The sequence below is a fragment of the Corallococcus silvisoli genome (genome assembly GCF_009909145.1).
In the GTDB taxonomy this organism is placed as follows: Bacteria; Myxococcota; Myxococcia; order Myxococcales; family Myxococcaceae; genus Corallococcus; species Corallococcus silvisoli.
The window spans coordinates 285,708-308,103 of the sequence record NZ_JAAAPJ010000009.1; the positions used below are offsets into that span (position 1 = coordinate 285,708).

The 22,396-nt window shown below is 70.9% G+C and carries 22 protein-coding genes and 2 tRNA genes; 4 read left to right on the plus strand and 20 right to left on the minus strand.

The genetic code is table 11. The features are described 5' to 3' along the window. Positions 1-64: 64 nt before the first annotated feature. From GTY96_RS19790 to GTY96_RS19810, 5 genes are all read right to left on the minus strand, one after another. Positions 65-137, minus strand: a tRNA-Ala gene (locus GTY96_RS19790). Positions 138-203: 66 nt separating this feature from the next. Further along, positions 204-602, minus strand: a complete 399-nt coding sequence (locus GTY96_RS19795) for a hypothetical protein (RefSeq protein WP_143904524.1) — start codon at positions 600-602, stop codon at positions 204-206. Positions 603-662: 60 nt separating this feature from the next. Beyond that, positions 663-2,042, minus strand: a complete 1,380-nt coding sequence (locus GTY96_RS19800) for an RsmB/NOP family class I SAM-dependent RNA methyltransferase (protein WP_186002006.1) — start codon at positions 2,040-2,042, stop codon at positions 663-665. Between the two features lie 15 nt (positions 2,043-2,057). Next, a complete protein-coding gene (locus GTY96_RS19805; protein ID WP_143904522.1) occupies positions 2,058-2,723 on the minus strand; it encodes a response regulator in 666 nt (221 codons plus the stop codon). 92 nt (positions 2,724-2,815) lie between these two features. Next, positions 2,816-2,901 (minus strand) — tRNA-Leu (locus GTY96_RS19810). Positions 2,902-3,000: 99 nt separating this feature from the next. Between GTY96_RS19810 and GTY96_RS19815 the strand changes: the two genes are divergently transcribed. From GTY96_RS19815 to GTY96_RS19830, 4 genes are all read left to right on the plus strand, one after another. Beyond that, on the plus strand, positions 3,001-3,747 hold the full coding sequence (locus tag GTY96_RS19815; RefSeq protein ID WP_143904520.1) for a tetratricopeptide repeat protein: 747 nt from the start codon (positions 3,001-3,003) through the stop codon (positions 3,745-3,747). 600 nt (positions 3,748-4,347) lie between these two features. Further along, on the plus strand, positions 4,348-5,304 hold the full coding sequence (locus GTY96_RS19820; RefSeq protein ID WP_143904518.1) for a diguanylate cyclase: 957 nt from the start codon (positions 4,348-4,350) through the stop codon (positions 5,302-5,304). Between the two features lie 35 nt (positions 5,305-5,339). Beyond that, entirely contained in the window at positions 5,340-7,076 is a 1,737-nt protein-coding gene (locus GTY96_RS19825) for a response regulator (protein WP_143904516.1), read from the plus strand. A gap of 94 nt (positions 7,077-7,170) precedes the next feature. Beyond that, positions 7,171-8,043, plus strand: coding sequence for a hypothetical protein (locus tag GTY96_RS19830; RefSeq protein ID WP_161665506.1), 873 nt, complete (start codon positions 7,171-7,173; stop codon positions 8,041-8,043). Positions 8,044-8,158: 115 nt separating this feature from the next. Here the strand turns inward: GTY96_RS19830 and GTY96_RS19835 are convergent, their stop codons facing one another. The 15 genes from GTY96_RS19835 to GTY96_RS19905 all read right to left on the minus strand — a co-directional run bounded on the left by GTY96_RS19835 (position 8,159) and on the right by GTY96_RS19905 (position 22,317). Continuing rightward, the gene (locus GTY96_RS19835) at positions 8,159-8,752 is read right to left on the minus strand and encodes an HdeD family acid-resistance protein (protein ID WP_235685723.1); all 594 of its coding nucleotides are present in this window, start codon (positions 8,750-8,752) and stop codon (positions 8,159-8,161) included. A 181-nt stretch (positions 8,753-8,933) separates the two neighbouring features. Next, positions 8,934-9,815 carry a tRNA (adenosine(37)-N6)-dimethylallyltransferase MiaA gene (gene miaA / locus GTY96_RS19840; protein WP_255442543.1) on the minus strand — a complete coding sequence of 294 codons (882 nt, stop codon included), beginning with the start codon at positions 9,813-9,815 and terminating at the stop codon, positions 8,934-8,936. A 228-nt stretch (positions 9,816-10,043) separates the two neighbouring features. Beyond that, complete coding sequence (locus GTY96_RS19845) at positions 10,044-10,883, minus strand: hypothetical protein (RefSeq protein ID WP_328700947.1); 840 nt, start codon at positions 10,881-10,883, stop codon at positions 10,044-10,046. Beyond that, positions 10,880-11,056, minus strand: coding sequence for a hypothetical protein (locus tag GTY96_RS19850; protein WP_161665508.1), 177 nt, complete (start codon positions 11,054-11,056; stop codon positions 10,880-10,882). Before GTY96_RS19850 ends, GTY96_RS19845 begins: the two co-directional genes overlap by 4 nt. Then, positions 11,053-14,091 (minus strand): outer membrane protein assembly factor BamB family protein, encoded by a 3,039-nt coding sequence (locus GTY96_RS19855; RefSeq protein ID WP_143904508.1) that lies wholly within the window; start codon positions 14,089-14,091, stop codon positions 11,053-11,055. The genes GTY96_RS19850 and GTY96_RS19855 overlap by 4 nt, the downstream gene beginning before the upstream one ends. Before the next feature lie 13 nt (positions 14,092-14,104). Further along, positions 14,105-14,677 carry a hypothetical protein gene (locus GTY96_RS19860; RefSeq protein ID WP_143904506.1) on the minus strand — a complete coding sequence of 191 codons (573 nt, stop codon included), beginning with the start codon at positions 14,675-14,677 and terminating at the stop codon, positions 14,105-14,107. Next, positions 14,674-14,988 carry a PqqD family protein gene (locus GTY96_RS19865; RefSeq protein WP_143904504.1) on the minus strand — a complete coding sequence of 105 codons (315 nt, stop codon included), beginning with the start codon at positions 14,986-14,988 and terminating at the stop codon, positions 14,674-14,676. Before GTY96_RS19865 ends, GTY96_RS19860 begins: the two co-directional genes overlap by 4 nt. After that, positions 14,985-15,395 (minus strand): S24/S26 family peptidase, encoded by a 411-nt coding sequence (locus GTY96_RS19870; RefSeq protein ID WP_268903956.1) that lies wholly within the window; start codon positions 15,393-15,395, stop codon positions 14,985-14,987. The genes GTY96_RS19865 and GTY96_RS19870 overlap by 4 nt, the downstream gene beginning before the upstream one ends. 171 nt (positions 15,396-15,566) lie before the next feature. Next, positions 15,567-16,817, minus strand: coding sequence for a histidine--tRNA ligase (gene hisS, locus GTY96_RS19875; RefSeq protein ID WP_201756246.1), 1,251 nt, complete (start codon positions 16,815-16,817; stop codon positions 15,567-15,569). 26 nt (positions 16,818-16,843) lie between these two features. Further along, on the minus strand, positions 16,844-17,686 hold the full coding sequence (gene asd, locus GTY96_RS19880) for an archaetidylserine decarboxylase (protein ID WP_143904498.1): 843 nt from the start codon (positions 17,684-17,686) through the stop codon (positions 16,844-16,846). Positions 17,687-17,717: 31 nt separating this feature from the next. Continuing rightward, positions 17,718-18,431, minus strand: coding sequence for a hypothetical protein (locus tag GTY96_RS19885; RefSeq protein WP_328700948.1), 714 nt, complete (start codon positions 18,429-18,431; stop codon positions 17,718-17,720). 64 nt (positions 18,432-18,495) lie between these two features. Then, on the minus strand, positions 18,496-19,227 hold the full coding sequence (locus GTY96_RS19890) for a metallophosphoesterase family protein (protein ID WP_143904487.1): 732 nt from the start codon (positions 19,225-19,227) through the stop codon (positions 18,496-18,498). Between the two features lie 7 nt (positions 19,228-19,234). Beyond that, positions 19,235-19,573 (minus strand): TIGR02266 family protein, encoded by a 339-nt coding sequence (locus GTY96_RS19895; RefSeq protein WP_143904485.1) that lies wholly within the window; start codon positions 19,571-19,573, stop codon positions 19,235-19,237. 159 nt (positions 19,574-19,732) lie between these two features. Beyond that, positions 19,733-20,662, minus strand: coding sequence for a PfkB family carbohydrate kinase (locus GTY96_RS19900; RefSeq protein ID WP_143904483.1), 930 nt, complete (start codon positions 20,660-20,662; stop codon positions 19,733-19,735). 125 nt (positions 20,663-20,787) lie between these two features. Continuing rightward, positions 20,788-22,317 (minus strand): MlaD family protein, encoded by a 1,530-nt coding sequence (locus GTY96_RS19905; RefSeq protein WP_161665510.1) that lies wholly within the window; start codon positions 22,315-22,317, stop codon positions 20,788-20,790. Positions 22,318-22,396: the final 79 nt, after the last annotated feature.

A 22,396-nucleotide genomic window follows, 5' to 3' on the forward strand; every position in this document is an offset into this window, starting at 1 on the left:
GGAGATGACCCGCGAAAGCAAAAGGCCCGCGGGATTTCTCCCGCGGGCCTCTCTCAATTCAGTGTGGAGCTAACCGGGATCGAACCGGTGACCTCTTGAATGCCATTCAAGCGCTCTCCCAGCTGAGCTATAGCCCCGTCTTTGCTGCGTACTGCCGGTCCCGCCGTGGGGGGGCGGAGCCGTCCGTCGAAGGCGGCGCACTTCTATCGCTTCTTCACTCCAGACGCCACAATTGTTTGTGGCTTCGCGACGCTTTTTACCTTCAACCGATCCGCCACCTCTTCCCCTTCCCGGAGCAGGTCGGTGAGGGACGCGGCGTGGTCCGCCGCGGCCTTCTCGGCCGCCGCGATGGACTGGAGCAGCTTGGCGAACCCCGGGGGCAGCTCCAGGCGGCCAGCCTGCACGGCCTGCCAGACGGCCTCGCCCAGCTCGCGGTGGGTCTGCTCCTTCTTGTCCTTGAGGAAGGCCGCCTTGCCGTTGGCCCGAGCCAGCTCCGTGTTGCGCTCGACAGCCTCGCGCAGCCTGGCCAGCTTGGCCTCGGCTGCCTGGAAGGCTTCATTGATCTGCCGCATCACTTCGGTCTGCTTCGGATCTGCCGCCACGGCTGTCACCCTCGGGAGAGGAGAAGGTCGTTCGTGCGTAACGTGGCCGCTCGCCGACTGTCAACCCGGCTTGCGGACGAGCCGCGCGGCGAAGAAGCCCCCGCCGGGCACTCGGGGCGGCAGGGCGCGCAGGTACGGGCCGTCCACTCCCACCTGGAGCTCCGGCGCCCACCCCTCCCCCACCGGCTCCAGGGAGAAATCCGGGTGCTTCGCGAGGAAGCGCTCCACCACCCCGTCGTTCTCCTCCGGCAGCACGGAGCACGTGGCGTAGACGATGCGCGCCCCGGGCTTCACCTGCCCGGCCACCTCCGCGAGCAGCGTGGACTGGGTGGCCTGGAACTCCGCGATGGCCTTCGCGGACAGCTTCCACTTTTGATCCGGCTCACGCGCGAGCGACCCGGTGCCGCTGCACGGCGCGTCCACCAGCACCACGTCCACCGCCTCCAGCGGGACCGGGTGGGGGAACGCCACCTGCTTCAAGCCGAACTCGCGCACCCGTTCGCGCGCGTCCGCGAGGCGCCGCTTGGAGCGGTCTCCCGCGAGCACCCGCCCCTTCGCGCCCACCGCGTCCGCGAGGCCCAGCGTCTTTCCCCCGGCCCCCGCGCACACGTCCGCGACGGCGAGCCCCTCCAGGCCGCCCCCGGGAGGGAGGCACGCCAGGACGATGAGCTGGCTGCCCACGTCCTGCACCTGGAGGCGGCGGGCCTTCATCACCCGCGATTCAAAGATGCGGTGGCTGGCGTCCGCGACGCGCAGCGCGTCGGGAGCGCACGGCACCGCCTCCGCCGCCACGCCCTCCGCCGCCAGCGCCGCGAGCACCGCGTCCCGCGTCCCCGGCGGCCGCACGCGGAAGTGCAGCGCGGGCTCCTCGTCCAGCGACGCCATCAGCCCCGCCAGCGTCGCTTCCGGGTACACCTGCGCCAGCCGCTGCGTGAGCCACCCCGGGAACGAGTACCGGGTGGCCAGCCGCTCCACCAGGGAGTCCGGGGACTCCGCCGCGGGCGGCTCCGGCAGGGGCTTGGTGACGAGCCCCTCCAGCACCGCGTCATGCAGCGTGCGCGGCCGCACCGGCCCCGGCAGCCGCACCTCCGGGCCAATGCGCGTCCAATCCTCTCCACAGAAGAGGCGCCGCCAGAGCGTGTAGCGCACCAGCGCCTGGTCCTCCGTGAGGACGATCTTCCCCGGAGCGTGGCCCAGCTGCCGCGCCGCCAGGTCCAGCAACCGCTGGTGCCGGGACAGCTCGCGCGCCGCCATGGCCACGAAGCGGCGCTCCTGGCCGCCCAGTCCTTCCGCCTCCCGCAGCGCGGTGGCGAGCGCGGCCTTCAGGGGGTCTCCCTTGAGCACCGCGATGTGGGTCTCCAGCGCCGCGGTGGCCGCGCGCCGGGACGGACGCCCCAGGCGTGACGGCTCATGCGGCGTGGGCCAGAGGGGAATCTCCACGGGTGACCTCGTCGCCTAGGCGCGCAGCGGCACGCACACCGCCAGCGCGCCGGTCCGCGTCGTGACCCGCGGCGAAGCGCCCAGGGCCAGGAACAGGTAGCACGGCGCGGCGAAGCGCTCACCGTCCAGCTCCAGGTCGCCCTCCACCAGGAGGACCCCCTGGGCACACGGCGGGCGGCTCCAGCGGAAGTCCGCGTCCGGCTCCAACCTCACCCAGGTGAGGTCCGTTTCCGGTGCCGCGCCCGCCGAACGGGCCCCGGGCGCGAGCTCCGTCCAGTCGGAGGCGTCACGGGCCGGCGGGGCCCCGGAGACGGCGAGCGCCTGACGCTTGAGCTCCAGGAAGCGCTCCACCAGCCCCAGGATGTCGTCCACCTGGAAGGGTTTGATCAGCAACGCATCCGGTTCCAGGGGGTGCAGGACCCGGGCGACCTCATCCGGCCCGGCGGCGCTGACGATGGCCACCGCGTGCAGGCGGCGGCGGGCCGCTTCCAGGACGCCCCGGCCGTCGTCGTGGTTGCCGGCGATGCGCATGTCCGTCATCACCAGCTCGAAGCGCTCGGTCTCCAGGGCGCGCAGCGCCTCATCGAGCGTCCCCACGGCATGCACGGACGCCAGTTCGGAAACCAGCTCGCCCATGCCCTCACGTAGGCTCGTGTCGTCCTCGACCAGCAGGACCTTCATCGCGTCTTCCGGCGAGGAGGACAGGGGGGCGCTTTCACGTTCGGACGGTCCGGAAGACGGCATCTCGGGCGCCGGGTCTGCGTTTGAGAGGATGGCCCTCCCCGGACTCGAACCGGGACGCGGGGTCAGCCGCAGCGGATTTTGAGTCCGCCTCGTCTACCAATTTCGACAGAGGGCCCCTTGGGTGTGAACGAGGCGGCCGAACGTATATCGCGCCTTCGGTTCGTGTGCATCCGAAGATTGCGGTGATCCACGCACACCGCTAAAGGGGCTGCGCATGTACAACCTCCTTATCTCCCTGGCCGTGGGGCTGGCGGTCGGAGTGCTGGTCAAGCTCGCCGGCGGCTTCTCCTGGTGGGCCGGCATCGTCCCCGGCGTCATCGTCTTGTTCGGCACCTACATCGTGCTCGCCCGCAGGGTCTCCACCCGGGTCCAGGCATTGATGACCACGGTCCAGAACGATCTGCAGGGCCAGCCGGCCAACCAGAAGGAAGCCCAGGGCCGCGTGGACCGGGCCGTCAAGACGCTGGAGCAGGGGCTCGTCTGGGACAAGTGGCAGTTCCTCATCGGCCCGGAGATCCACGCGCAGATCGGCATGCTCAAGTACATGGTGAAGGACCTGGACGGGGCGAAGCCGCACCTGGAGAAGGCCAGCGGCCGCAACTACATGGCCAAGGCCATGGAGGGCGCCCTGCACTTCCGCCGCAACGACCCGGGCGCCATGAAGACCTCGTTCGAGGCCGCGGTGAAGAGCGGCAAGAAGGAGTCCATCGTCTGGGCCGTGTACGCGTGGTGCCTCCTCCAGTTGAAGGACAAGGACGCCGCCCAGCGCGTGCTCGCCCGGGGTGTGGAGCAGAACCCCTCCGACGAGAAGCTCAAGTCCAGCCTCGCCCAGCTGCAGAACGACAAGCGCCTCAAGATGAAGCCCTACGAGCCGCTGTGGTGGCAGTTCGGCCTGGAGGCGCCGCCGATGATGCCGCCCATGGGTGGCGGCCGCCGCGTGCAGTTCACCCACCGACGTTGAGGTCCCCCGGGCTTCGTCGAGCGTTCGACGAAGCTTCGGCTGGCCGCGTTGACGCGACGTGAAGGGCACGTCGCACCGCGGCCCCTGGGGAGGGCCTTCCCGGCGCCAGCGCCATGGCGCCAGGGGCCCTGTTGACGCCGCGCGAGGACCGCGGGAGTCCAGGGCCCCGCCTCCGGATGATCCGCTCCGGAGGACCTCCGGCGGAAGGCTCCGCCGCGCCGCGCCTTCCAGCAATTCCTACCGGCCGCGCTGTCCGCACGCTGCAACGTCTTCCGGTCGCCTTGTTGGCGAGCGCGCGAACGCGTCCGCAACCCCCTGAAAAGAGGCGGTCCCCCACGCGAATCCCGGGGCACAGGGCTTGCTGTCGTGCAGGGACACGCGGGCGACAGGGGCGGAAGACCTCCAGGGTTCCTCGCGGAGGCGGACGGGCTTGGCAGCCGGAGGTCTCGGGTGAAGTCTGGATGGGTGGGTGGGTGCTTGCAGGACGAGGCGGCGGCGGGTGCGCGTGGGGCGCAAGGGCGGGGGGAGCACCGGGTGGGGCGTGGCGCCCGAGACTTTCGGCCTGCCATTTCCGGTCAGGCAAGCGGAGCAAATCAGTTCATGGAACGGCACGGCCGCAGCAGTGAGCGCTCGCTCCTGCTCATCATCGAAGACGACGCCGGCGTGCGCGAAGGGCTGATGGATCTGCTCGCCACGCGCTTCGACGTGCTGGCCGCCGCGGACGCGGACGCGGGCGTGGAGCTGGCGCGCGAGCACCGCCCGGACCTGGTCCTGCTGGATCGCTTCCTGCCCTCCGGGGATGGGCTGGCGGTCCTGGAGACGCTCCAACGGGACGTGCGCACGGAGACGGTGCCGGTCATCTTCCTCACGGGGGACGCGGACGAGGCGACCCTGGAGAGATGCCTGGAGATGGGCGCCGTGGACTTCATCCACAAGCCGGCGAGCTCGCGCGAGCTGCTCGCCCGCATCGACCGCGCGGTGCGCCAGAGCGAGCAGCAGCGCAAGCTCCAGGTGTTGGCGCAGACGGACGCACTGACGGGGCTGGCGAACTTTCGCGCGCTGTCGGTGCGGCTGGAGGACGAGTTCAAGCGGGCGCAGCGCTACGGCTACTCGCTCAGCGTGGTGGTCATCGACCTGGACCACCTGAAGGCCATCAACGACGGCATGGGCCACGACACGGGCAACCGCGCCATCCTGGCCCTGGCCACGCTGATGCAGGGCAACCTGCGCGAGTCCGACTTCGCGGCGCGCTTCGGCGGGGACGAGTTCGTGGTGCTGCTGCCGCACCAGACGTCGCTGGAGGCGGCGGTGTTCGCGGAGCGCCTGCGCACGGAGCTGCGCGGCGTGAACGTGCAGCGGGGTGACGGGCGGCCGGCGCCCTTCGGGTTGAGCATCAGCGTGGGGGTGGCGGACCACACGGCCGACATGCCGCGCGAGAGCACGGAGGCCTTGCTGAAGGCGGCGGACGCCGCGCTGTACGAGGCCAAGCGGGAGGGGCGGGACCGGGTGGTGGTGTACGGCCAGTCGCTCCATGGCTCGGCGGCGCAGCGGCACTAGCGGCACGGACGGCGGGTAAGGATCGAGGGCGCGCGATGAGCGGAACCAGCAAGCTTGCGAGTGGTTCGAGGGTGGCGATCGTCGGCGGCGGCATCGCCGGGGCGGGGCTCGCGGCCTCGCTTCTCTTCAACGGCCGCGCCCGGGGCGTGGCCCTGGACGTGCGCGTCTACGCGGGGGGCACCGAGGAGCGCACCGCCCCCCCTGCCCTGCTCACGCCGGAGTGCCGCTCGCGGCTCGCGGCGCTGGGCTGCCGCATCCCGCCGGAGTGGCGCGCGCACGAGCTGCGCGGCGTGGAGGTCATCGCCCAGGGTGAGCGGGAGCTGCTGCCGTGCGCGGCTGGCGGGCTGTGGGTGGTGGATGGCTGGCCCCGGAGCGAGGGGGGAATGGACATGGTGCGGCAGGTGCTGGCCACGGCGGCCAGCGCCCAGGGCGCCCGGTTCGTGAACCGCCACGTGGAGCGGGTGGAGCGGCAGGCCCCCGCCCCGGACGCGCCCACGTCGGTGCGCAACGCGGGCCCCCTGGTGGTCCGCGCGCAGGGCAGCGGTGAGCGCTTCCACGCGGTGGCGCTGGCCTCGGGCGCGGGGCCGCTGTTGGGGGACGCCTTCTTCAAGGGCTTCCGTCCGGCGCCGTCCATGCCCGCGGTGCAGGCGCGGATCCAGGGCGCGATGGTGGGGCGGGACCTGGCGCCGGTGGCGCGCCTGTGGGTGGCCCCGCTGCCCTCGGTGGACGCGCTGTTCCTCGTCCCCGGGGCCTCGTCCGTGTACGCGCTGGCCTTCGGCGCGGCGGTGACGCCGGCGGACCTGTGCCAGGTGCTGATGATGGCCGCGCGCGACGGCCTGCTGGAGGAAGGCTTCGAGGTCGCCGCGCTGGAGACGACGCGCCTGCCCTTCGGCCCCGGCCGCACGTTGGTGGCGCCCGGTCAGCTGGTGGTGGGGCCCGCCGCCTCGGGCCACCCGCTGCAGGTGGGCCTCTCCGAGACGCTGGCGTCGTGCAGCCGCGCCGCGGTGGCGCTGCTCGACGGAGGGCTGGACGCGCCGTCGCTGGAGCGGCGGTATGTGCGCGACGGGTTGGGCGAGCTGCTGGAGGACGCGGCGGCTGGAGCGCGCGCCATCACGTGGCTGCGCCGCGCGGGCAAGCGGGCCCCGGCGGCGTTCGTCGCGGCGAGGGCGAAGCACGCGCTGGGCAGCGTGTACGGCGGGGGCGTGCTGGGCCTGAGCGCCCCCACCCCGCTGGCGCTGCTGGCCGCGGCGCGCTGGTCGGGCGTGCGCGAGGTGGTGGGCTCGTGGCTGCGCACGCCCATCGAACCCGTGCCGACGATGGTGCCGGAGGTGGAGCCGGACCTGTACTACGTGGTGGACGACGACGCGGACACGCGCGAGGCGCTGACGCTGCTCCTGGAGAGCACCGGGGCGCGCGTGGTGTCCTTCGCGGACGAGCTGGCGTTGTTCTGCGCCGTCGCCCGCCGGCCGCCCACCGCCATCCTCCTGGACGTGGTCCTGCATTGGGTGGACGGCCTGCGCCTGTGCGAAGGGCTCAAGCAGCACCCGCTCACCCGCGACACCCGGGTGCTGGTGATGAGCGGCCTCAACCGTCCACACGTGCGGCAGCGCGCGCTCGACGCGGGCGCGGAGACCTTCCTGCCCAAGCCGGTGAATCCGGACCGGCTCCTGAGCCAGCTCACCGGCCGCGTGCCAGACCCGCTTGGCGCGCCGCGTGAAGTCTCGCGGTCCACGGCCCTGGAGCCGTTCGGCGAGGACCGCTTCGCCTCCTGAGGCCTACCTGCACGCAACTCAGATCACATCCACGGGATAATCCCTACAAACGCATGAAGCTTCGCACTTCATGCTCCATTGAAAGGGATTGTCCATGTTCGCCTCGAAGCTGCCGAAGCTGGCCCAGACGTCGACCCGGCTGTTCAAGCACACCTCGCAGTTGAGCCGCCCCTTCAGCACGCAGGTGCATCCGGACCAGGCGCTCCAGGAGCTGGCGCACAAGAACAAGGCCCGCAACAACGGCCTGGACCTGATGAACGACATCATGGGCGCGGAGGACCGGCGCCATGGCGGCAACAACCAGCTGGCGCCGCGCATCCGGCCGGACGTGGACCTGTCGCGACGCGACAACCACCCGTTCAACGAGGTGCAGCCGAAGTACGACACGCCCAAGTCGGCCATCGACAAGGGGGGCAAGCTCCAACCGGTGGACCCGAAGGACCGCGCGGTGACGCTGACGGAGCACGTGGACGGCGCGAAGGAGATCAAGGCCCACTCCCCCTACACGTCCTTCAGTGGCGTGCCCGTGGGCGTGGACGGCAAGGCGACGCAGAAGAAGCTCGTCGACAACCCGGACTACGGCCAGAACCGCATCCTCCACAACCCGACCCAGGACGCGAAGGGCGGGGACGTGTTCGATCAGTTCGACATCCAGCGCGACCTCCGCACGTCCACCCATCCGGGCCTGGATGAGACGGCCGTGAACCGCAGCCAGCCCGGCAAGCCCCTCTGGCAGCCGGAGCCCCACGAGCGGAAGATCCTGGCGGACGTCGGCGTGGATCCGACGAAGTCCAGCTTCACCTTCCGCGAGCGCGCCATGATGAACTCCGCGCGCGACCAGGAGTACCTCGTGCGAGGCACCATCCACGACTTCACGCTGGAGCGCCCCAATGACCAGGGCGAGCTGAAGCCCGTGCCGCGCGAGCAGTTCGGCGACCTGTTCGACACCGCGCACACGAAGAAGTAGCCCTGCTCGACGCCCCGGCCCGCCACCTCCAGGCCGGGGCCGACTTCACCCGTGGATATCCTTGAATTCACAGCCAGTGACGAGCCACCAGGGCTGCCCTGGCGCGCTCATCCGCTCAGGCCTCGAAGCGCCGCAGGCCCCGGCGCAGCATGAGCGAGCCCGACATCATGGAGATGCCGCGGAAGAGCACGGCGACGCCGACGAGCGTGCCCACGAGCCACACGGAGGACCGGGGCCACTGCGCCATGACGCTGAGGCCGAGGACCAGGGAGATGAGCCCGTAGGCCAGGTCCCAGCCCCATTGGGCATAGCGGTCCATGACGGACGTGATGACGTGGAAGAGGCCGCTGGCGAAGAAGTAGCCGGCGATCAGCAACGTCAGCGAGGCGAGTCCCGCGCCTGGGTACATGACGGTGAGGATGCCGACGACCGTGGTGAGGACGCCGCCGAGCATGAAGGACCAGAAGGTGCCGGTGCCCTCGGAGCGGCTCCGGACGGCCGCGATGATTTCGAGCACGCCGCCGATCACGAGCATCATCCCCACGAAGTAGATGGTGATGACGCTGGTGAAGAACGTGGCGCCCAGCAGCACCAGGCCCGCGAGTGCCGTCAGGATGCCCAGGAGGAAGGGAGCGCCCCACATGGCCGACGCCCCCCGGGGAGGACGGTCGGGCCGGGTCTCCGGCGTGCGTTCGACGTTCGTTTGCATGGCGATCTCCGCGGTGGTGGCTCCCGGCATCGAGCACCCTCGGCCGCCTGCCGGTCCGGGAGCGGACACGCTGGAAGCGTTTCCTTCTGGAAGATGGGATCGCCGCCGGATGCGAACAATCCGCCCATCCCGGCGGGACGGGGCGGAGTTCCAAGCGGGGGCCCGGAAGGGCCGCCGCGCTTCAGGGTTCGGCGGGGGGATACGGGGGAGCGAGGAAGACCGCGCCGGGCTCCTTGCGGAACCAGGTGAGCTGCCGCTTGGCGTAGCGGCGGGTCTCCTGCGCCGTGTCGGCGATGGCCTCGTCGCGGGTCATCCGGCCCTCGACCACGGCCCGGGCCTGCACGTAGCCGACGCTGCGCATGGGGGCCGCGTCCGCGTAGCCGCGCTCCAGCAGGGCCTGGGTCTCCTCCACGAGGCCGCGTGAGAACAGCGCCTCCGTGCGCGCGTTGATGGCGGCGTAGAGGGCGCCACGGGGCGGGTCGAGCACGAACAACCGGAAGGGGTAGCGATCCGGCGCGAAGGCATGGGCGCGGCGGAACTCCGAGGCAGGGATGCCCGTCTGCGCATGGATCTCCAGGGCGCGGACGACGCGCACCAGATCCTGGGGCGGCAGCTTCGCGGCGGTCTCGGGGTCCACCTCCGCGAGTCGGCGGTGCACGGCCTCCCTCCCCTGCTCCGTCGCCAGGACGTCCAGCTCCGCGCGCAGGGAAGGCAGCGCGCCGGGCGCGTCGACCACGCCATGTAGCAGGATGCGCAGGTACAGGCCGGTGCCGCCGACGACGAACACCGGGCGTCCACGCGAGGCGATGGCCGTGATGGCCGCATCCGCGCGGCGTTGGAACTCAGCGGCGGAGAAGGGCTCCAGCGGATCCACGCAGGAGACGAGGTGGTGCGGCACGGCGGCACGCTCTTCGTCGGAAGGCTTGGCCGTGCCGATATCGAAGGCACGGTAGACCTGCTGTGAATCCGCGCTGACGATCTCCCCGCCCGCGGCGCGAGCCCAGGCGATGGCCAGCGCCGTCTTTCCCGACGCCGTAGGCCCCGCGATCACCGTCAACGGCACCCGTGTCTCAGCCACCGTCATCCGCCTCCACGGCCCGCTGTAACGCAGACGCGCGGCAAGCGCGAGTCCCAGCAGCCAGCGCTGAGGTCCAGCCCCGTGCGCCCGCGCCATCCACACCGCGACCGCCAGCAAAGCCGCGACGCCCGATGACTCCCACCGCCGAGACGGCCTCGACGCACCGGGCCTCCCTCACCGCTGCGGCCGTCAAGACCGCGCTCCGCTCCGCGCCTACGTGCCCAGCCGCGCCCGCACGACCGCGGCGGCGGAGGCATCGCGGGAGAACACCAGCCGTCCGGTCTCCACCGACGACAGCAGACGCCCCGCCGCGCCCACCAGCGCACCGCGCCCCTCCACGGTGGGCTCGGGCAGCATCGCGTTGAGCAACAACACTCGGGCCACCTCCCCCGCGCGCTGCCCTTCCCACCGGGAAGCCGCGTCCCAGGCGAGCGTCCCCACCGTTACCAGCGCCGCCTCGAAGGCCCGGGTCCCCAGGTTCCAGGGGGTCCCCGCGGCACGCCAGCCCCCACCCTCCACCGGCCACACCGCCACCAGTTCATCCGCGAGCACCGTCCCGCCCGCCTCACGCCACAGCCCGCCCAAGGTGCTCTTCCCCGCGCCGGAGTTCCCCACGAACAGCGCGGCCCGCCCCCCGTGCGCCACCCCCACGCCGTGGATCAGCAACCCACCGCGCTCCGCCAGCGCCAGCGCCAGCATCACCTTGAGCACGCTCTCCACCGGGAACCGGCCCGACCCGATGACGTCCGCGTGGCGCCGATCCGCGGAGAGCACCGCGGAGTAGTCCGCGCCCTCCACCCGCAGCGTCCCCGACGCGCCAACCTCCAGCCGGGGCAGCTCGTGGATGACCGGTGGGGCCCGCGGAGCCGAAGGCGCCCGCAGCACGAGGCGCGCATCAGGAGTGCCCGCGTCCGGCGCGAGGAACGCGCCAAACACACGGCGGAGGACGTCACCGAGCGCGCCCTCCTCCACGTCCAGCGCCACCGTCCACCCCGCGAGGGCGATCCGGAGCGCTGACTTCCGGGGACCCGATCCCGGGTCCCCGCCCGTCACGGCACGCACTCCGATTCGCCCGGAATGGAGCAGACGGAGATCTGCGCCAGCGCGACGAACGGCTGCTCCCACAGGATGGCGGGCGGCACGTACACGGGCGCCACCGCCGAACCCGTCGACTCGGGCGAACCAGGGGGGCCCGCGGGGGGCTGCTGAAGAGGTCGTGTGCTCACTGGAAGGGAACCGGGAACGCGCAGATACGACCATCCGCGGAGCCAACATGCAACCGGCCCACGGTGTGGTCGATGGTCGGAGTGCCGATGTCCTGTGCGCTGCCCACCGTCACCTGCCCCGAGTCCACGCCGGTCTCCAGCTCCAACTGGTGCACCTTTCCGTCCGTGCTCCCGACGTAGATGCGCGCCACGCCGTTCTGGTTGAGGGTGAAGGAGCCGGACGGGCCCGCGATGGGCGTCGACCACAGCTTCACGGGCACGTTGCTCGCGTCCATCTCGTAGCGCTCCACGCGGCCGTTCGCCAGGCTGACCACGAAGCCCCGCCCCAGCGGCCGCGCGAAGTGCGTGAACGCGGACGTGGACGGCGAGGGCCGCGTCGCGACGGACAAGGACCACACCGTCGCCAGCGTGGAGGGATCCACCCCGTACACCATGCCGTCGCTGGACGTGACCAGGATCTGGTTGCTGGTGGCGTTGCGCACCACACCGAACTCCAGGTCGCCCATCACGCGGCGCGCCAGCTCCTGCCCGGTGAGGCTGTCCAACACCCGCAGCGTGGACGTGCTGCCCACGCCCGACTTCGTCCCGACGTAGAGCCGGTTGGTCGTGTAGTCCACCAACATGCCGCCGCTCACCATGCCCAGATCCCCGGGCCGGTAGCGCCAGATGAGCGCGCCCGTGGCCGCGTTCAGCGCGACCACCTGGTTCTGCGCGGCGGAGGACACGCGCGTCGCGAAGAACGCCAGGTCCACGTTCGAGTACACCGCCCGGTACGCCGGGTTCGCGTAGTCCAGCAGCTGCGTCACCGGGAACGAGTTGATGTTCCCCAGGCCCAGCGTGGTGTTCTTCCACAGGAACTCCCCCGTGGCCGCGTTGAGCACCGCGGGGACTCCGGCCTGGTCGCCCACGACGATGAACTGCTGCCCGCCCCGGCCCAGCAGCGGCACCACCGGGAAGCGACTGCCAATCAGCCCCGACAGCTTCACCGGCCGGAAGCGCTCCGCGCCGTCCAGGGACGGGTTCACCGTGTTCGTGAGCGTGCCCACCACGGAGTCGTTGAAGGAGCTGAAGATGCCCACCCCCAGCTCGGTGACGGGCTGCAGCAGCGACGACAACCCCACCGAGTAGCACCACAGCGGGTTGCCCGCCGTGCGCGCCCGGGGCGTGGCCAGGAGGCCCTGGGACGTGGGCTGGTTGCCCGGCCCGTACCTGCGTTCGTCGTCCGCGTTGTACACGCGGTAGACGTACGTCGTGCCGTTGGCGACCGACGTGTCCGTGAACGAGGACGCGGAGCTGAACTCATCCGCGTACACCACCGTCGCGTTGCCCAGCACGTCGCCCACCGCGTAGCGCCTGCCGCTGACAGGCGCGGTGTTGGGAGGCGCCGTCCCCTGCGCGCGCAGCACCAGCGTGCCGCCGTGGTTGAAGGGGTTGTCCCACGTCAACGTCACGCCGCCGTCGCGAGCCACGCCCGTGAGGCGCGCCACGTCCGGAGCCGCGGCCACCGCGAGCAGCGTCATCGTCGCTTCCACGCGGATGCGCGCGTCGTTGTAGCCCTGGTTCAGCTCCAGGCGGTGGCGGAACGCCGTGTCGGCCGTGACGGCCGTGAAGCCCGAATAGGTGATGCGGAAGACGGCCTCGCCGCCCACCGGGATGCCCGTCTCCGACTCCCAGGTGTAGCCCGCCGCGTCCGAGTAGACGATCCAGTCCCCGAACGCCTGCTGCCCGGAGGCGGCCACGGCGAAGTAGTTCACCGCGGGCTTGAGCAGCTTCACCTCGTAGATGGGCAACTCACCGCGGTTCTGCACCGTGTACGCCACCGTCACGTTGGTGGACGCGGTGGACATCGATTCGTGGCTGAGCCGCACGCGGTGCTGCGCGAGGCTGCCCTTGCGCGCGGTGACCACATCCCCCGCCACCGCGGAGCCGTTGAGCGTCGCGTCCACCTGGGAGCGGAACTGGTAGCTCGCACCCGGCGTGCCCGACACCTGGAAGCGCCAGGTGAACTGGGCGGAGGCCCCGGGGGCGAGCTGCGCCACGCTGTCGGGCGAGGGCCCCGACACGAGCGTCGCCGTCGCGTTGCCCACCAGCACCGGCGCGCGGGGGCGCACGTTCGAGTACGTGTTCGCGCTGGACGCGTTCAGCACGGTGAGCCGCAGGGTCACCTGCTCCCCACTGAACGCGTCCACGATGTCCATGTCCGCCGCCGCGGCCAGGTTGCCCACGTCCACCTGCGGCGAGTCCGCGAGCGGGGCGTTGGCGTTGTTGCTGGTCGTGTGCGCGCGCACGCGGGCCGCCACGGTGCCCGCCGCGGTGGGCCTCACGTTGGCCACGAAGATGCCCGCGGCCCGCACGGCGATGGACTTGTTCGCGTCCTTGCTCACGAACTGGAGCGGCACTGCGCTGGTGGAGGTGGGGTTGTCCACCGTCACGGTGCCCGCCGCGGTCCCCCGGTTCTCCACCACGACGCGGGCCACGGCCGCCGCGTTGACCGCCATCACGCGCGGCAGCAGCGTCACGGTGGTGGCCAGCGGAGTGCGCGTCCACGAGGAGCTGTTCAGGTTGATGGTGTAGTTGGTGCCGTCGCACTGGTCGCGGCCATAGGTCCCCGCCACCAGCCGCTCGTTGGTCTTGTCGGTGGCGCGATCCGATGGGGCCACCACGCTCAGCACGAAGCGCGCGGTCTGCGTCCTCGCCAGCCCCCGGCCATTCTCCACGCAGCCCAGCGTGGACTGGAAGGTGATGCGGCGCTGGTTCGCGTCGAAGTACTCGACCTTCCACGCCGGTGAGTCCTCCGCGGCCAGCCCGTCCAGCAGCTGGTAGCCGTCCGGCAGGACGAAGGACACCTCCGACAGGCGCGAATCGCTCGTGGCCGTGGACGTGTTGGTCACCTCCACGACCAGGTCGGACGCGTCGTCCATCACCACCTGGGCGACCGTCTCTCCGGGCGCGGGGACCAGGCGCGCGCTCCACGTCTGGGAGAAGCCCGCCGCGGGCAGCAGCAGGGCGAACAGCATGAGGGTGCGGACGTTCATGGCGGGCCTCACGTCACGGCTCCAGGGTGAAGGAGGTGGTGGCCAGCTGCGCGCCGTCCAGGAAGAAGCGCACCTGCCACGTGCCCGTCATGCGCGCCATGGACACCGTGGTGCCCGCCACCGGCAGCGAGAAGCGCAGCGTGCGGGACTCCTCGGGCGGCGCCTCCACGGCCGTGCTCCGCTTCTCATACGGGCGGCCACCCGGCGTGATGAACTCCACGTCCACCTGGCCCTTGCCCCGGACGCCGCTCACCACGAAGTCCACGTCCACCTGCTGCACCTCGGACAACCCCACCGGCTCGGAGCCCGCGCCCACCACCTGCGCGCTGCCAGACGGGGGCGGCGACGCGACGGGAGGTGGCTCCTCCTCCACGACCTCGTCCGGAGGCGGCCCGTCCACCGGCGCCGGGGGCGGCGGCTGGGCCACGCTCCCGCCCCCCGCCAGCACGTCCGTCGGATCCACGGGGCCGGCCGAGCCGCCCCCCGGTCCTGGCGTCACGGCAGGAGGCGGCAGGGGCGAAAGGCCCTCCGAGCACGCCGACAGCACCATCGCACCCGCCAGCACCACCACGAGCGCCCGCATCATGCACCCCCCAGAGGCGCGACACCGGCCGGCGCGCGCACTTCATCCATCAGACCCTTGCGCCGCAGCTCCTCCAGGAACCGCAGCGTGTCAGCCAGCACCGGGCCAACGTCGGTCGAAAACTCGAGCGCCACCTGCTCCGCCACCGCCCGGGCCGTGCGCTGTCCGTCACACAGCGCCCAGATGCGCGCCGCCACCGGGTTGAGCCCCCGCAGCGTGCGCCCCTCCGCGTCCAGCACGAGGAAGTCCGCGCCAAATCCCTCGCCCGAAGCCCCCGGGCGCCGCTGGGGAACACTCTCAGCCGTGAAGCTCATGCGCGCCCTGCCCTGCCCAACCACGCGGCGATCCTCCGCTTCAGGGCCACCCGCCAGCGGCCCACCGCGCGCGGGCCCACGTCCCAGCGCTCCATCTCCAGCAGGGCGCCTCCCCGGCGCACACGCCGCGCACGTCCCAGGATACGGAAGAGGGGCAGCGGCGGATCTTCCACGCCGCCGTTGTCCCCGCGCAGCGCGCAGACGCGGCCGTCGCACCAGCGCACCCGGTGCAGCACCAGCGCGGACTCGAAGCGCGCCAGCACCACCTCGCCCGGGCGCGGCGCCTCCACCAGCGGCTCCACCTCCGCCACGTCCCCTGCCCGCAACGACGGCCACATGCTGTCCCCATCCACGGGGATCCAGCGAGGACCTTCGATCACGGGCGAGGTGTGGGAAGTGCTCGACATCGAGGACGGAATCTACTCCAGCCTCTCAACGGCCGCGAATCCCCGCGCCCTCGTTCCCCCAGCGATTCCCGGGACTTACGCTGCTTAACACCTTTACTCCTGGATTTTCAGGGAAGACAGGCCGCCCTGCCCCCCTCCGGCCCGGACGAGCGGACCGGAAGGCGGCGCGGATCAGGCCGCCGCGGCCTCCGGCTGGGCCCGCACGGTGGCGGCCACGGCGTCCAGGGCCACGGGGATGGGCTCGCCGCCCGCCATGGGCTTGAGCTTCGCCTGGCCGCTGGTGCGCTCCTGCTCCCCCAGCACCAGGGTGAAGCGGGCGCCGGACTTGTCCGCGCGCTTCATCTGGCTCTTGAGGCTTCCGCCGCGCGTGTCGAAGTCCACGCGCAGGCCCTCGCGGCGCAGGCGGCTGGCCAGCGCGAGCCCCGCGTCCTGGGAGCCCTCGTCCGCCACGGCGATGAACAGGTCCGGCCGCTGGGCGAACGTCTTGCCGCCCTCCTTGAGCAGGAGCACCAGCCGGTCCAGGCCCATGGCGAAGCCCACCGCGGGCACGTCCGGCCCCCCCAGGCCCTTCATCATCTTGTCGTAGCGCCCGCCGCCGCCCACGGTGCTGGCGGTGCCCAGCGCGGGGTGCGCGGCGATGAACTCGAAGACGGTGCGCGTGTAGTAGTCCAGGCCGCGCACCAGCCGGTGGTTCACCACGTAGCGGATGCCCAGCGCGCCCAGCTTGCGCTGCAGGTCCGTGAAGTGCGCGCGGCACGGCTCGCACAGGAACTCCAGCACGTTGGGCCCCGCCGCGGCCACCGCCTGGCACTTCTCGTTCTTGCAGTCGAGCACGCGCAGCGGGTTGCGCTCCAGCCGCTGCTGGCAGTCCGCGCACAGCTCCTCGCGGTGCGCGAGGAGGTACTCCACCAGCTTCGCGTGGTAGGCGGGCCGGCACGCGTCGTCGCCCAGCGAGTTGATGTTCAGGGTGACGTCCGTGAGGCCCAGCGCCTCCAGGAACTGCACCACCACGTCCATCAGCTCCGCGTCCTGCGCGGGCTCCTTCGCGCCGTAGGCCTCCGCGCCAATCTGGGAGAACTGGCGGTAGCGGCCCGTCTTCATCCGCTCGTAGCGGAACATGGGCCCCATGTAGAACCAGCGCGACACCGGCTCCTGGTTGCTCACCGAGTGCTCGATGTACGCGCGCGCCGCGGGCGCGGTGCCCTCCGGACGCAGGGACAGGCTGCGGCCCGCCTTGTCCTCGAAGGTGTACATCTCCTTGCCGACGATGTCCGTCTCCTCGCCCACGCTGCGCACGAAGAGGGCGGTGTCCTCCACCATCGGCGTGCGCACCTCGCCGTAGCCGAAGCGGCCGAACAGCGTGCGCGCGGTCGTCTCCACGAACTGCCAGACCTCGATTTCACCCGGCAGAAGGTCGTTCATCCCCTTCACGCCGTTGATCTTCTGGCTCACAGAATTTCTCCGATGCGCGTGCCCATGCGCACCACCGTCTCCGGCTGGAGGCTGTCGTCCCAGCGCACCCGCTTCGGCTCGAAGCAGAGGATGACCGTGGAGCCCATCTCGAAGCGGCCCAGCTCCCCGGCCTTCTCCACCGGGATGCCCGCGCCGTAGCGGTGCACCTTGCCCGGCTGCCCCAGGTGGGTGGTGATGTCCTCGTACGACGCCTTGATGCGCGACACGCAGGTGGCGCCCACCTTCACCACCGCCACCTTGCCGGCCGCGGTGTCCAGGTAGGTGACGAGCCGCTCGTTCACGCAGAACAGCGACTGCTTGTTCTTCACCGACGCGGGGTTCACCGGCCAGAACTCACCCGGGATGTACGCGTACCCCGTGATGGTGCCGCCCAGCGGCGCGTGGATGCGGTGGTAGTCGCGCGGCGACAGGTACAGCGTCGTCCAGGCGCCGCCGTGGAAGGGCTTCGCCGCCTGCGCGTCGCCCAGGAGCTCGTCCACCGTGTACTCGATGCCCTTGGCCTGCAGGCACCGGCCGTTGTCCGAGTAGCCCACCTGGGACACCCGGCCGTCCACCGGCGACACGACGACCTTCTCGCCCGCGTCCACCGGGCGCAGGCCCGGCTTGAGGCCGCGGGTGAAGAACTGGGCGAAGGTCGGGTACTTCTCGAAGCCGTGCTCCGCCTCGTCCATGTCCACGTTGTACGCCTTGGCGAAGGCGCGCATGGCCCAGTGGTGCACCGGCGCGGGCGCGGGCAGGCGCGTGGCCAGGCCCACCGCGGAGGACACCGCCGACTTGGGCAGCACGCGCATCAACTTCATGAAGGTCTGTTCGTTCATCGAAGGTCGTCGATACGTAAGGGAAAGAGGTTCAACGGCCGTCAGCGCTCGGGGACACCACCCCGCCGTCCTCGTAGCGCCGCACCGTCCGCATGGCGCTCTTGGGTAACAACGCCAGCACGCGGCCGTCTTCAATCACCAGCGAGGTGTCCTTGTGGCTGGGGAACTCCAGCTGGCAGGACGCCCGGTCGCTCAGCTGCCAGGTCTCCCGCATCCCCCGCCCCTCCACCGTCACCGGCACGGAACGGGTGAAGCAGCCGCGGAAGCCCGCCACCAGCTCGGAGGCCGGCGTGCCCATCTGCGGGCCGCCCACCACTCCCGCGTCCTCCGGCCCCGCGTCCACCGGGGCCGCCTCCGCCACGGGCTCCTCGCGGCGCGGGATGTTCGACTGGGAGGGATCCAGGGTGGGCAGCGCCTGGGCGCTCGCCACCGCGCGGCGCTGCTCGTCGCGATCCGCCTGCATGCGCGCGCGGCCCTGCTGGATGCGCTGGAGCAGGTCCTGCGACGCGGCGGCGTCCACGCTATCCGCCGGCACGCGCTGGAGCTGGGCCTCGATCTCCCCGATGGCGGGGTCCAGGTACGCCGCGTCCAGCTTCTGGGCGTACAGGACGGTCCACCGGCGGCTGGCCCGCTCGAACTCGGGCGAGGGCGGCGCGGGGGCCCGGCTGCACCCGGACAGCAGGAGGACGGCGGCGAGGCCAAGGCCCATGAAGGGCCGCTTCGGACGGGGGACCTGGGGGCTCACGACCCCGGTTTATGCCACCTTCCGCCCGGCCGCGCCGCTTTTCCGCACCGGCCGCGCCCGGGGCTCAGACGCCCAGGAACAAGCGCTTGCCGAAGTTGAGCGCCAGGTCCGCGTCGAAGATCCGCTGCGCGGAGGTCTCGATGTCGTACTCCACGCGCAGGTACTCGACCGTGCGCGCGTCCGTGTCGCAGATGACGAAGCAGGCCCGGTTGTCGTAGTCGCGTGGCTGGCCCACGCTCCCCACGGAGACGATGTACTTGTAGCCCTTGCGCAGCACGAACTTCTGCGCCACCACGTCATTCACCTCGCCGTTGCCAATGGCGAACGCCCGGCACAGGTGGCTGTGGCCAATGAAGGTCACCTCCGGCAGCTCCGCCACGTACGGCGTCAGCTCCCGGGCCTGCTCCAGCGCGAAGATGTACTCGTACGCCTTCGGATCCACGGGCGAGCCGTGGCAGAAGCCCACCTCGCCAATCCGGTACGTGTACGGGAGGCTGCGCAGCCAGGCCAGGTTCTCGTCGGAGAGCACGTTGGCGCTCCAGTCGAGCGCGTGCCGGGCGGCGTCGTAGTAGTACGAGTAGTCCATCCGCCCCGCCACCGCCGCGTCGTGGTTGCCCAGCAGGGTGATCTCCGCCACCGAGCGCACCAGCTCGCAGCACGGGTTGGGGGACGCCCCGTACCCCACGATGTCCCCCAACGACACGAAGCGGTCCACCTTCTGGTGCTCCGCCACCCTCAACACCTCAGTGAGGGCCTCGATGTTGGAATGGATGTCGGAGATGACGGCGATGCGCATGGGAGCCCTATAGGGGGGTCTGCTGCTGGGAGATGATGCGCCGCAGACTCACCAGCGCGTCCGCGTCCAACGCTTCGAATCTCAGGCCCATGCCCGGGGGCCGGCCGTCAGGCTGCTCTTCCTGCCGCAACCAGACGACCGTGGCCTGCGCCTGCAACTGCGTGTCCGTCGCCTGCCGTGTCAGCCGCACCTGCGTCCGCGTCCCCGCCGCCAAGGGCGTGCTCGTCCTGAGGAAGAAGCCTCCCTCACTCAGATTGGCGATGCGTGCATACAGGGTCACGTTCTCACCCTCGCACCAGCAGCGCAGGTGGGTGCCGACCCGCGCGTGCTTTCGATTCTCGCTCAACCCGGGGACCTCCCGACGTGGGTCCGTCTTGTCCACGTCGGCGCTGAAAAAGGATGGCCGCACCGGATTTATTCATCCACTGCGTTCACCCGAGCCTAGGGAGGGTGGGTGTGGCCCGTCAAGTTCCACACCGGATCCGGATCCGCTCCCCGCGCTCCCCTACCCGCCCAGCGGGCCCAGGTCGTCGAAGTGGGTGAGCTTCTTGAACTCGGCGAAGCGGGCGTGGATCTCCGGGCGCTGCACCTCGCGCAGGCGCTCCAGGCTGAACTTCTCCACGGTGAAGGAGGCCATCACGCTGCCCATGACCATGGCCCTGCGCAAGAGCTGCTGATCCACCTTGCCGGAGGCGGAGGTGGCCAGGGTGCCCATGAAGCCGCCGGCGAAGGTGTCACCGGCGCCGGTGGGATCGAACACCTCCGACAGGGGGAAGGCCGGGCAGGCGAAGATGTGGTCCTGATCGAAGAGGAGCGCGCCGTGCTCGCCGCGCTTGATGACGACGCGCGAGGGGCCCATGGCCAGGATGGCGCGCGCGGCCTTCACCACGTTGTGCTCGCCGGACAGCTGGCGCGCCTCCGCGTCGTTGATGAAGAGCAGGTTCACGCGCTGGAGCGTCTTGAGCAGCGCGGGCCGGCTGCCCTGGATCCAGAAGTTCATCGTGTCCGCGGCCACCAGCTTGGGCGACTTCACCTGGTCCAGCACGCGCGCCTGGAGCTCCGGGTGGATGTTGCCCAGGAAGACGTACGGCGTCTCCCGGTAGGCCTGCGGCAGGTTGGGCGAGAAGGACTCGAAGACGTTCAGCTGGGTGTCCAGCGTCTGCGCCTCGTTGAGCTCCCAGCCGTACTTGCCCTTCCAGCGGAAGGTGCGGCCGGACTCGCGCGTGAGGCCCTCCAGGTCGATGCCGCGCCCGCGCAGGAACTGGAGGTGCGACTCTGGAAAGTCCTCGCCAATCACCGCCACCAGTTGCACGGGCCCGAAGAAGGACGCGGACGTGGAGAAGTAGGTGGCGGACCCGCCCAGCACGTCCTCCTTCTTGCCGAAGGGCGTTTCCAGCGAGTCCAGCGCGATTGAACCGACGACGAGAAGAGACATGGAGTCTTCCTGGGGGGTGACCGGGCGCGAGGCAGCAGGCGTCAGGGCACGGCGCATTCCAGGGGAAACCCCGTGCCCATGCCGGGTACGACACCTGCCCGGCAAGGTCAAGAGGCCTTGCGGGCCTAGAACGTGGGGACGCCGACGGCGGTGATGAGGGACTTCAGGTCGTCGTCGGTGAAGAAGAAGCCGGCACCGAAGAAGAAGTCGCGGCCGGCGATGAGCCGCTTGGTGGCCGTGTCACGCTGCTGTGCGTTGAGGATGTCGTCCAGGCCGGCCACGACGAACAGGTGGTCGAACGCCTGGGCGCGCAGCGTGGTGCGCAGGCGCGGGTAGCGCAGCTCGTCCGCGGTGAAGTTGAAGGCGTCCATCTTCAGCGTGAGCGCGTCATCGAAGAAGTGCAGGTCCGCGCCCACGCCGCCGGTGGATTCAATGAGGCCTACCCGCAGGGTGGTGAAGTAGTAGCGCTTGGCGAACTGGAGGCTGACCTTGAAGGACTCCTTGGTCACCTTCTGAGTCTGGATGACCGGGTCCCCGTCCGACGGCGGGTTCGTCTGCACCACCTGCGTGGTGACGGAGCCGCGGGGGTCGTCGATGATCTCCAGCAGGTAGTACTTGTCCGGCTTGGGGATGAGCTTGAGCGACAGGCCGTTCTTCGACGCGCCCTGCGACACCAGGTACGTGCTGAACAGACCCACCTCCGTCTGGAGGGTGGTGAGCCGGGTGGCGAAGTCGGAGATGTCGGTGACGGCCTCGGTGACGCGCTGCCCCAGCTGCTCGTCGGTGAGCAGCGCGCCCGCGGCGCCCTCGCCGTTCTTCACCTTGCGGGTGATGTCCTCCAGGTTGGACAGCGTGTTGTCCAGCCGGCCCAGCGTCTGCTTGAGGCTGGAGACGCTCTCCTTGAACTCCCCTTCCCCGCTGCCCACGATGTTCTTGACGGTGCCCAGCACCTCGCGGACGTCGTTGGTGATCTTCTCGACGTTGGCGACGATGCGGCCCACCTCCGCCCCGTTGCCCTGGGTGATGGCGCGCACATCCGAGGACACGCCCTCCACGTTCGCCATGATGGTGTCCAGGCGGTCCGTGTTGCGGCGCACCGTCGCATCCACCGAGTCCGACAGGCGGACCAGGTTCTCCACGATGCGCTCCAGGCTGCCCGCGCCCTTCTCCCCGCCCAGCACCTCGCGCAGCGCGCCCGTCACCTGCTGGATGTCGGAGGTGATCTGCGACAGCGACTCGAAGACGGCCTCCACGCCCTGGGTGTCCACGACGCGGCGGATCTGCCCGCCGTTCTCCAGCTCCGGCGCCTGCTCCGTACCCGGGTTCAGGTCCAGGAGGTAGTCACCCAGCAGCGACTCCGAGCGCTTGGTGACGGCCGCGTCCTGGCGCACGTCCACGCCCTTGCGGATCTTCAGCCAGACCTTCGCGCGGGTGCCCTCCAGGCTGATGTCGCTGATCTCTCCCACCGGGATGCCGGCGATCTGCACCCGGCCGCGCACCGCGAGGCCGGACGCGTCCCGGAAGTACGCCCACACCTGGGTGGAGTCACGGTCGCTCAGCCCGCCCTTCTTGGCGAACAGCACGAACGCGATGAGGAATCCCCCGGCGGCGAGCACCAGCAGGCCAACACGGAAGGGCGTGACGAGCTTCTTCACCTGATGTGACTCCGAGCGCTACCACCGGCCGCGCGCGACTCTAACGATTTGCATGCCGGGTGCCAGCTTTTCATGTGGA

What these genes read in the sequence shown, in the direction of transcription:
- GTY96_RS19900 (WP_143904483.1), bottom strand. Translation starts at nt 20,662, where the DNA reads ATGTCTCTTCTCGTCGTCGGTTCAATCGCGCTGGACTCGCTGGAAACG.
- hisS (WP_201756246.1), bottom strand. Translation starts at nt 16,817, where the DNA reads ATGAACGACCTTCTGCCGGGTGAAATCGAGGTCTGGCAGTTCGTGGAG.
- GTY96_RS19825 (WP_143904516.1), top strand. Translation starts at nt 5,340, where the DNA reads ATGAGCGGAACCAGCAAGCTTGCGAGTGGTTCGAGGGTGGCGATCGTC.
- GTY96_RS19855 (WP_143904508.1), bottom strand. Translation starts at nt 14,091, where the DNA reads ATGAACGTCCGCACCCTCATGCTGTTCGCCCTGCTGCTGCCCGCGGCG.
- GTY96_RS19860 (WP_143904506.1), bottom strand. Translation starts at nt 14,677, where the DNA reads ATGATGCGGGCGCTCGTGGTGGTGCTGGCGGGTGCGATGGTGCTGTCG.
- asd (WP_143904498.1), bottom strand. Translation starts at nt 17,686, where the DNA reads ATGAACGAACAGACCTTCATGAAGTTGATGCGCGTGCTGCCCAAGTCG.
- GTY96_RS19865 (WP_143904504.1), bottom strand. Translation starts at nt 14,988, where the DNA reads ATGAGCTTCACGGCTGAGAGTGTTCCCCAGCGGCGCCCGGGGGCTTCG.
- GTY96_RS19820 (WP_143904518.1), top strand. Translation starts at nt 4,348, where the DNA reads ATGGAACGGCACGGCCGCAGCAGTGAGCGCTCGCTCCTGCTCATCATC.
- GTY96_RS19830 (WP_161665506.1), top strand. Translation starts at nt 7,171, where the DNA reads ATGTTCGCCTCGAAGCTGCCGAAGCTGGCCCAGACGTCGACCCGGCTG.
- GTY96_RS19890 (WP_143904487.1), bottom strand. Translation starts at nt 19,227, where the DNA reads ATGCGCATCGCCGTCATCTCCGACATCCATTCCAACATCGAGGCCCTC.
- GTY96_RS19815 (WP_143904520.1), top strand. Translation starts at nt 3,001, where the DNA reads ATGTACAACCTCCTTATCTCCCTGGCCGTGGGGCTGGCGGTCGGAGTG.
- GTY96_RS19805 (WP_143904522.1), bottom strand. Translation starts at nt 2,723, where the DNA reads ATGAAGGTCCTGCTGGTCGAGGACGACACGAGCCTACGTGAGGGCATG.
- GTY96_RS19870 (WP_268903956.1), bottom strand. Translation starts at nt 15,395, where the DNA reads ATGTCGAGCACTTCCCACACCTCGCCCGTGATCGAAGGTCCTCGCTGG.
- GTY96_RS19835 (WP_235685723.1), bottom strand. Translation starts at nt 8,752, where the DNA reads ATGCAAACGAACGTCGAACGCACGCCGGAGACCCGGCCCGACCGTCCT.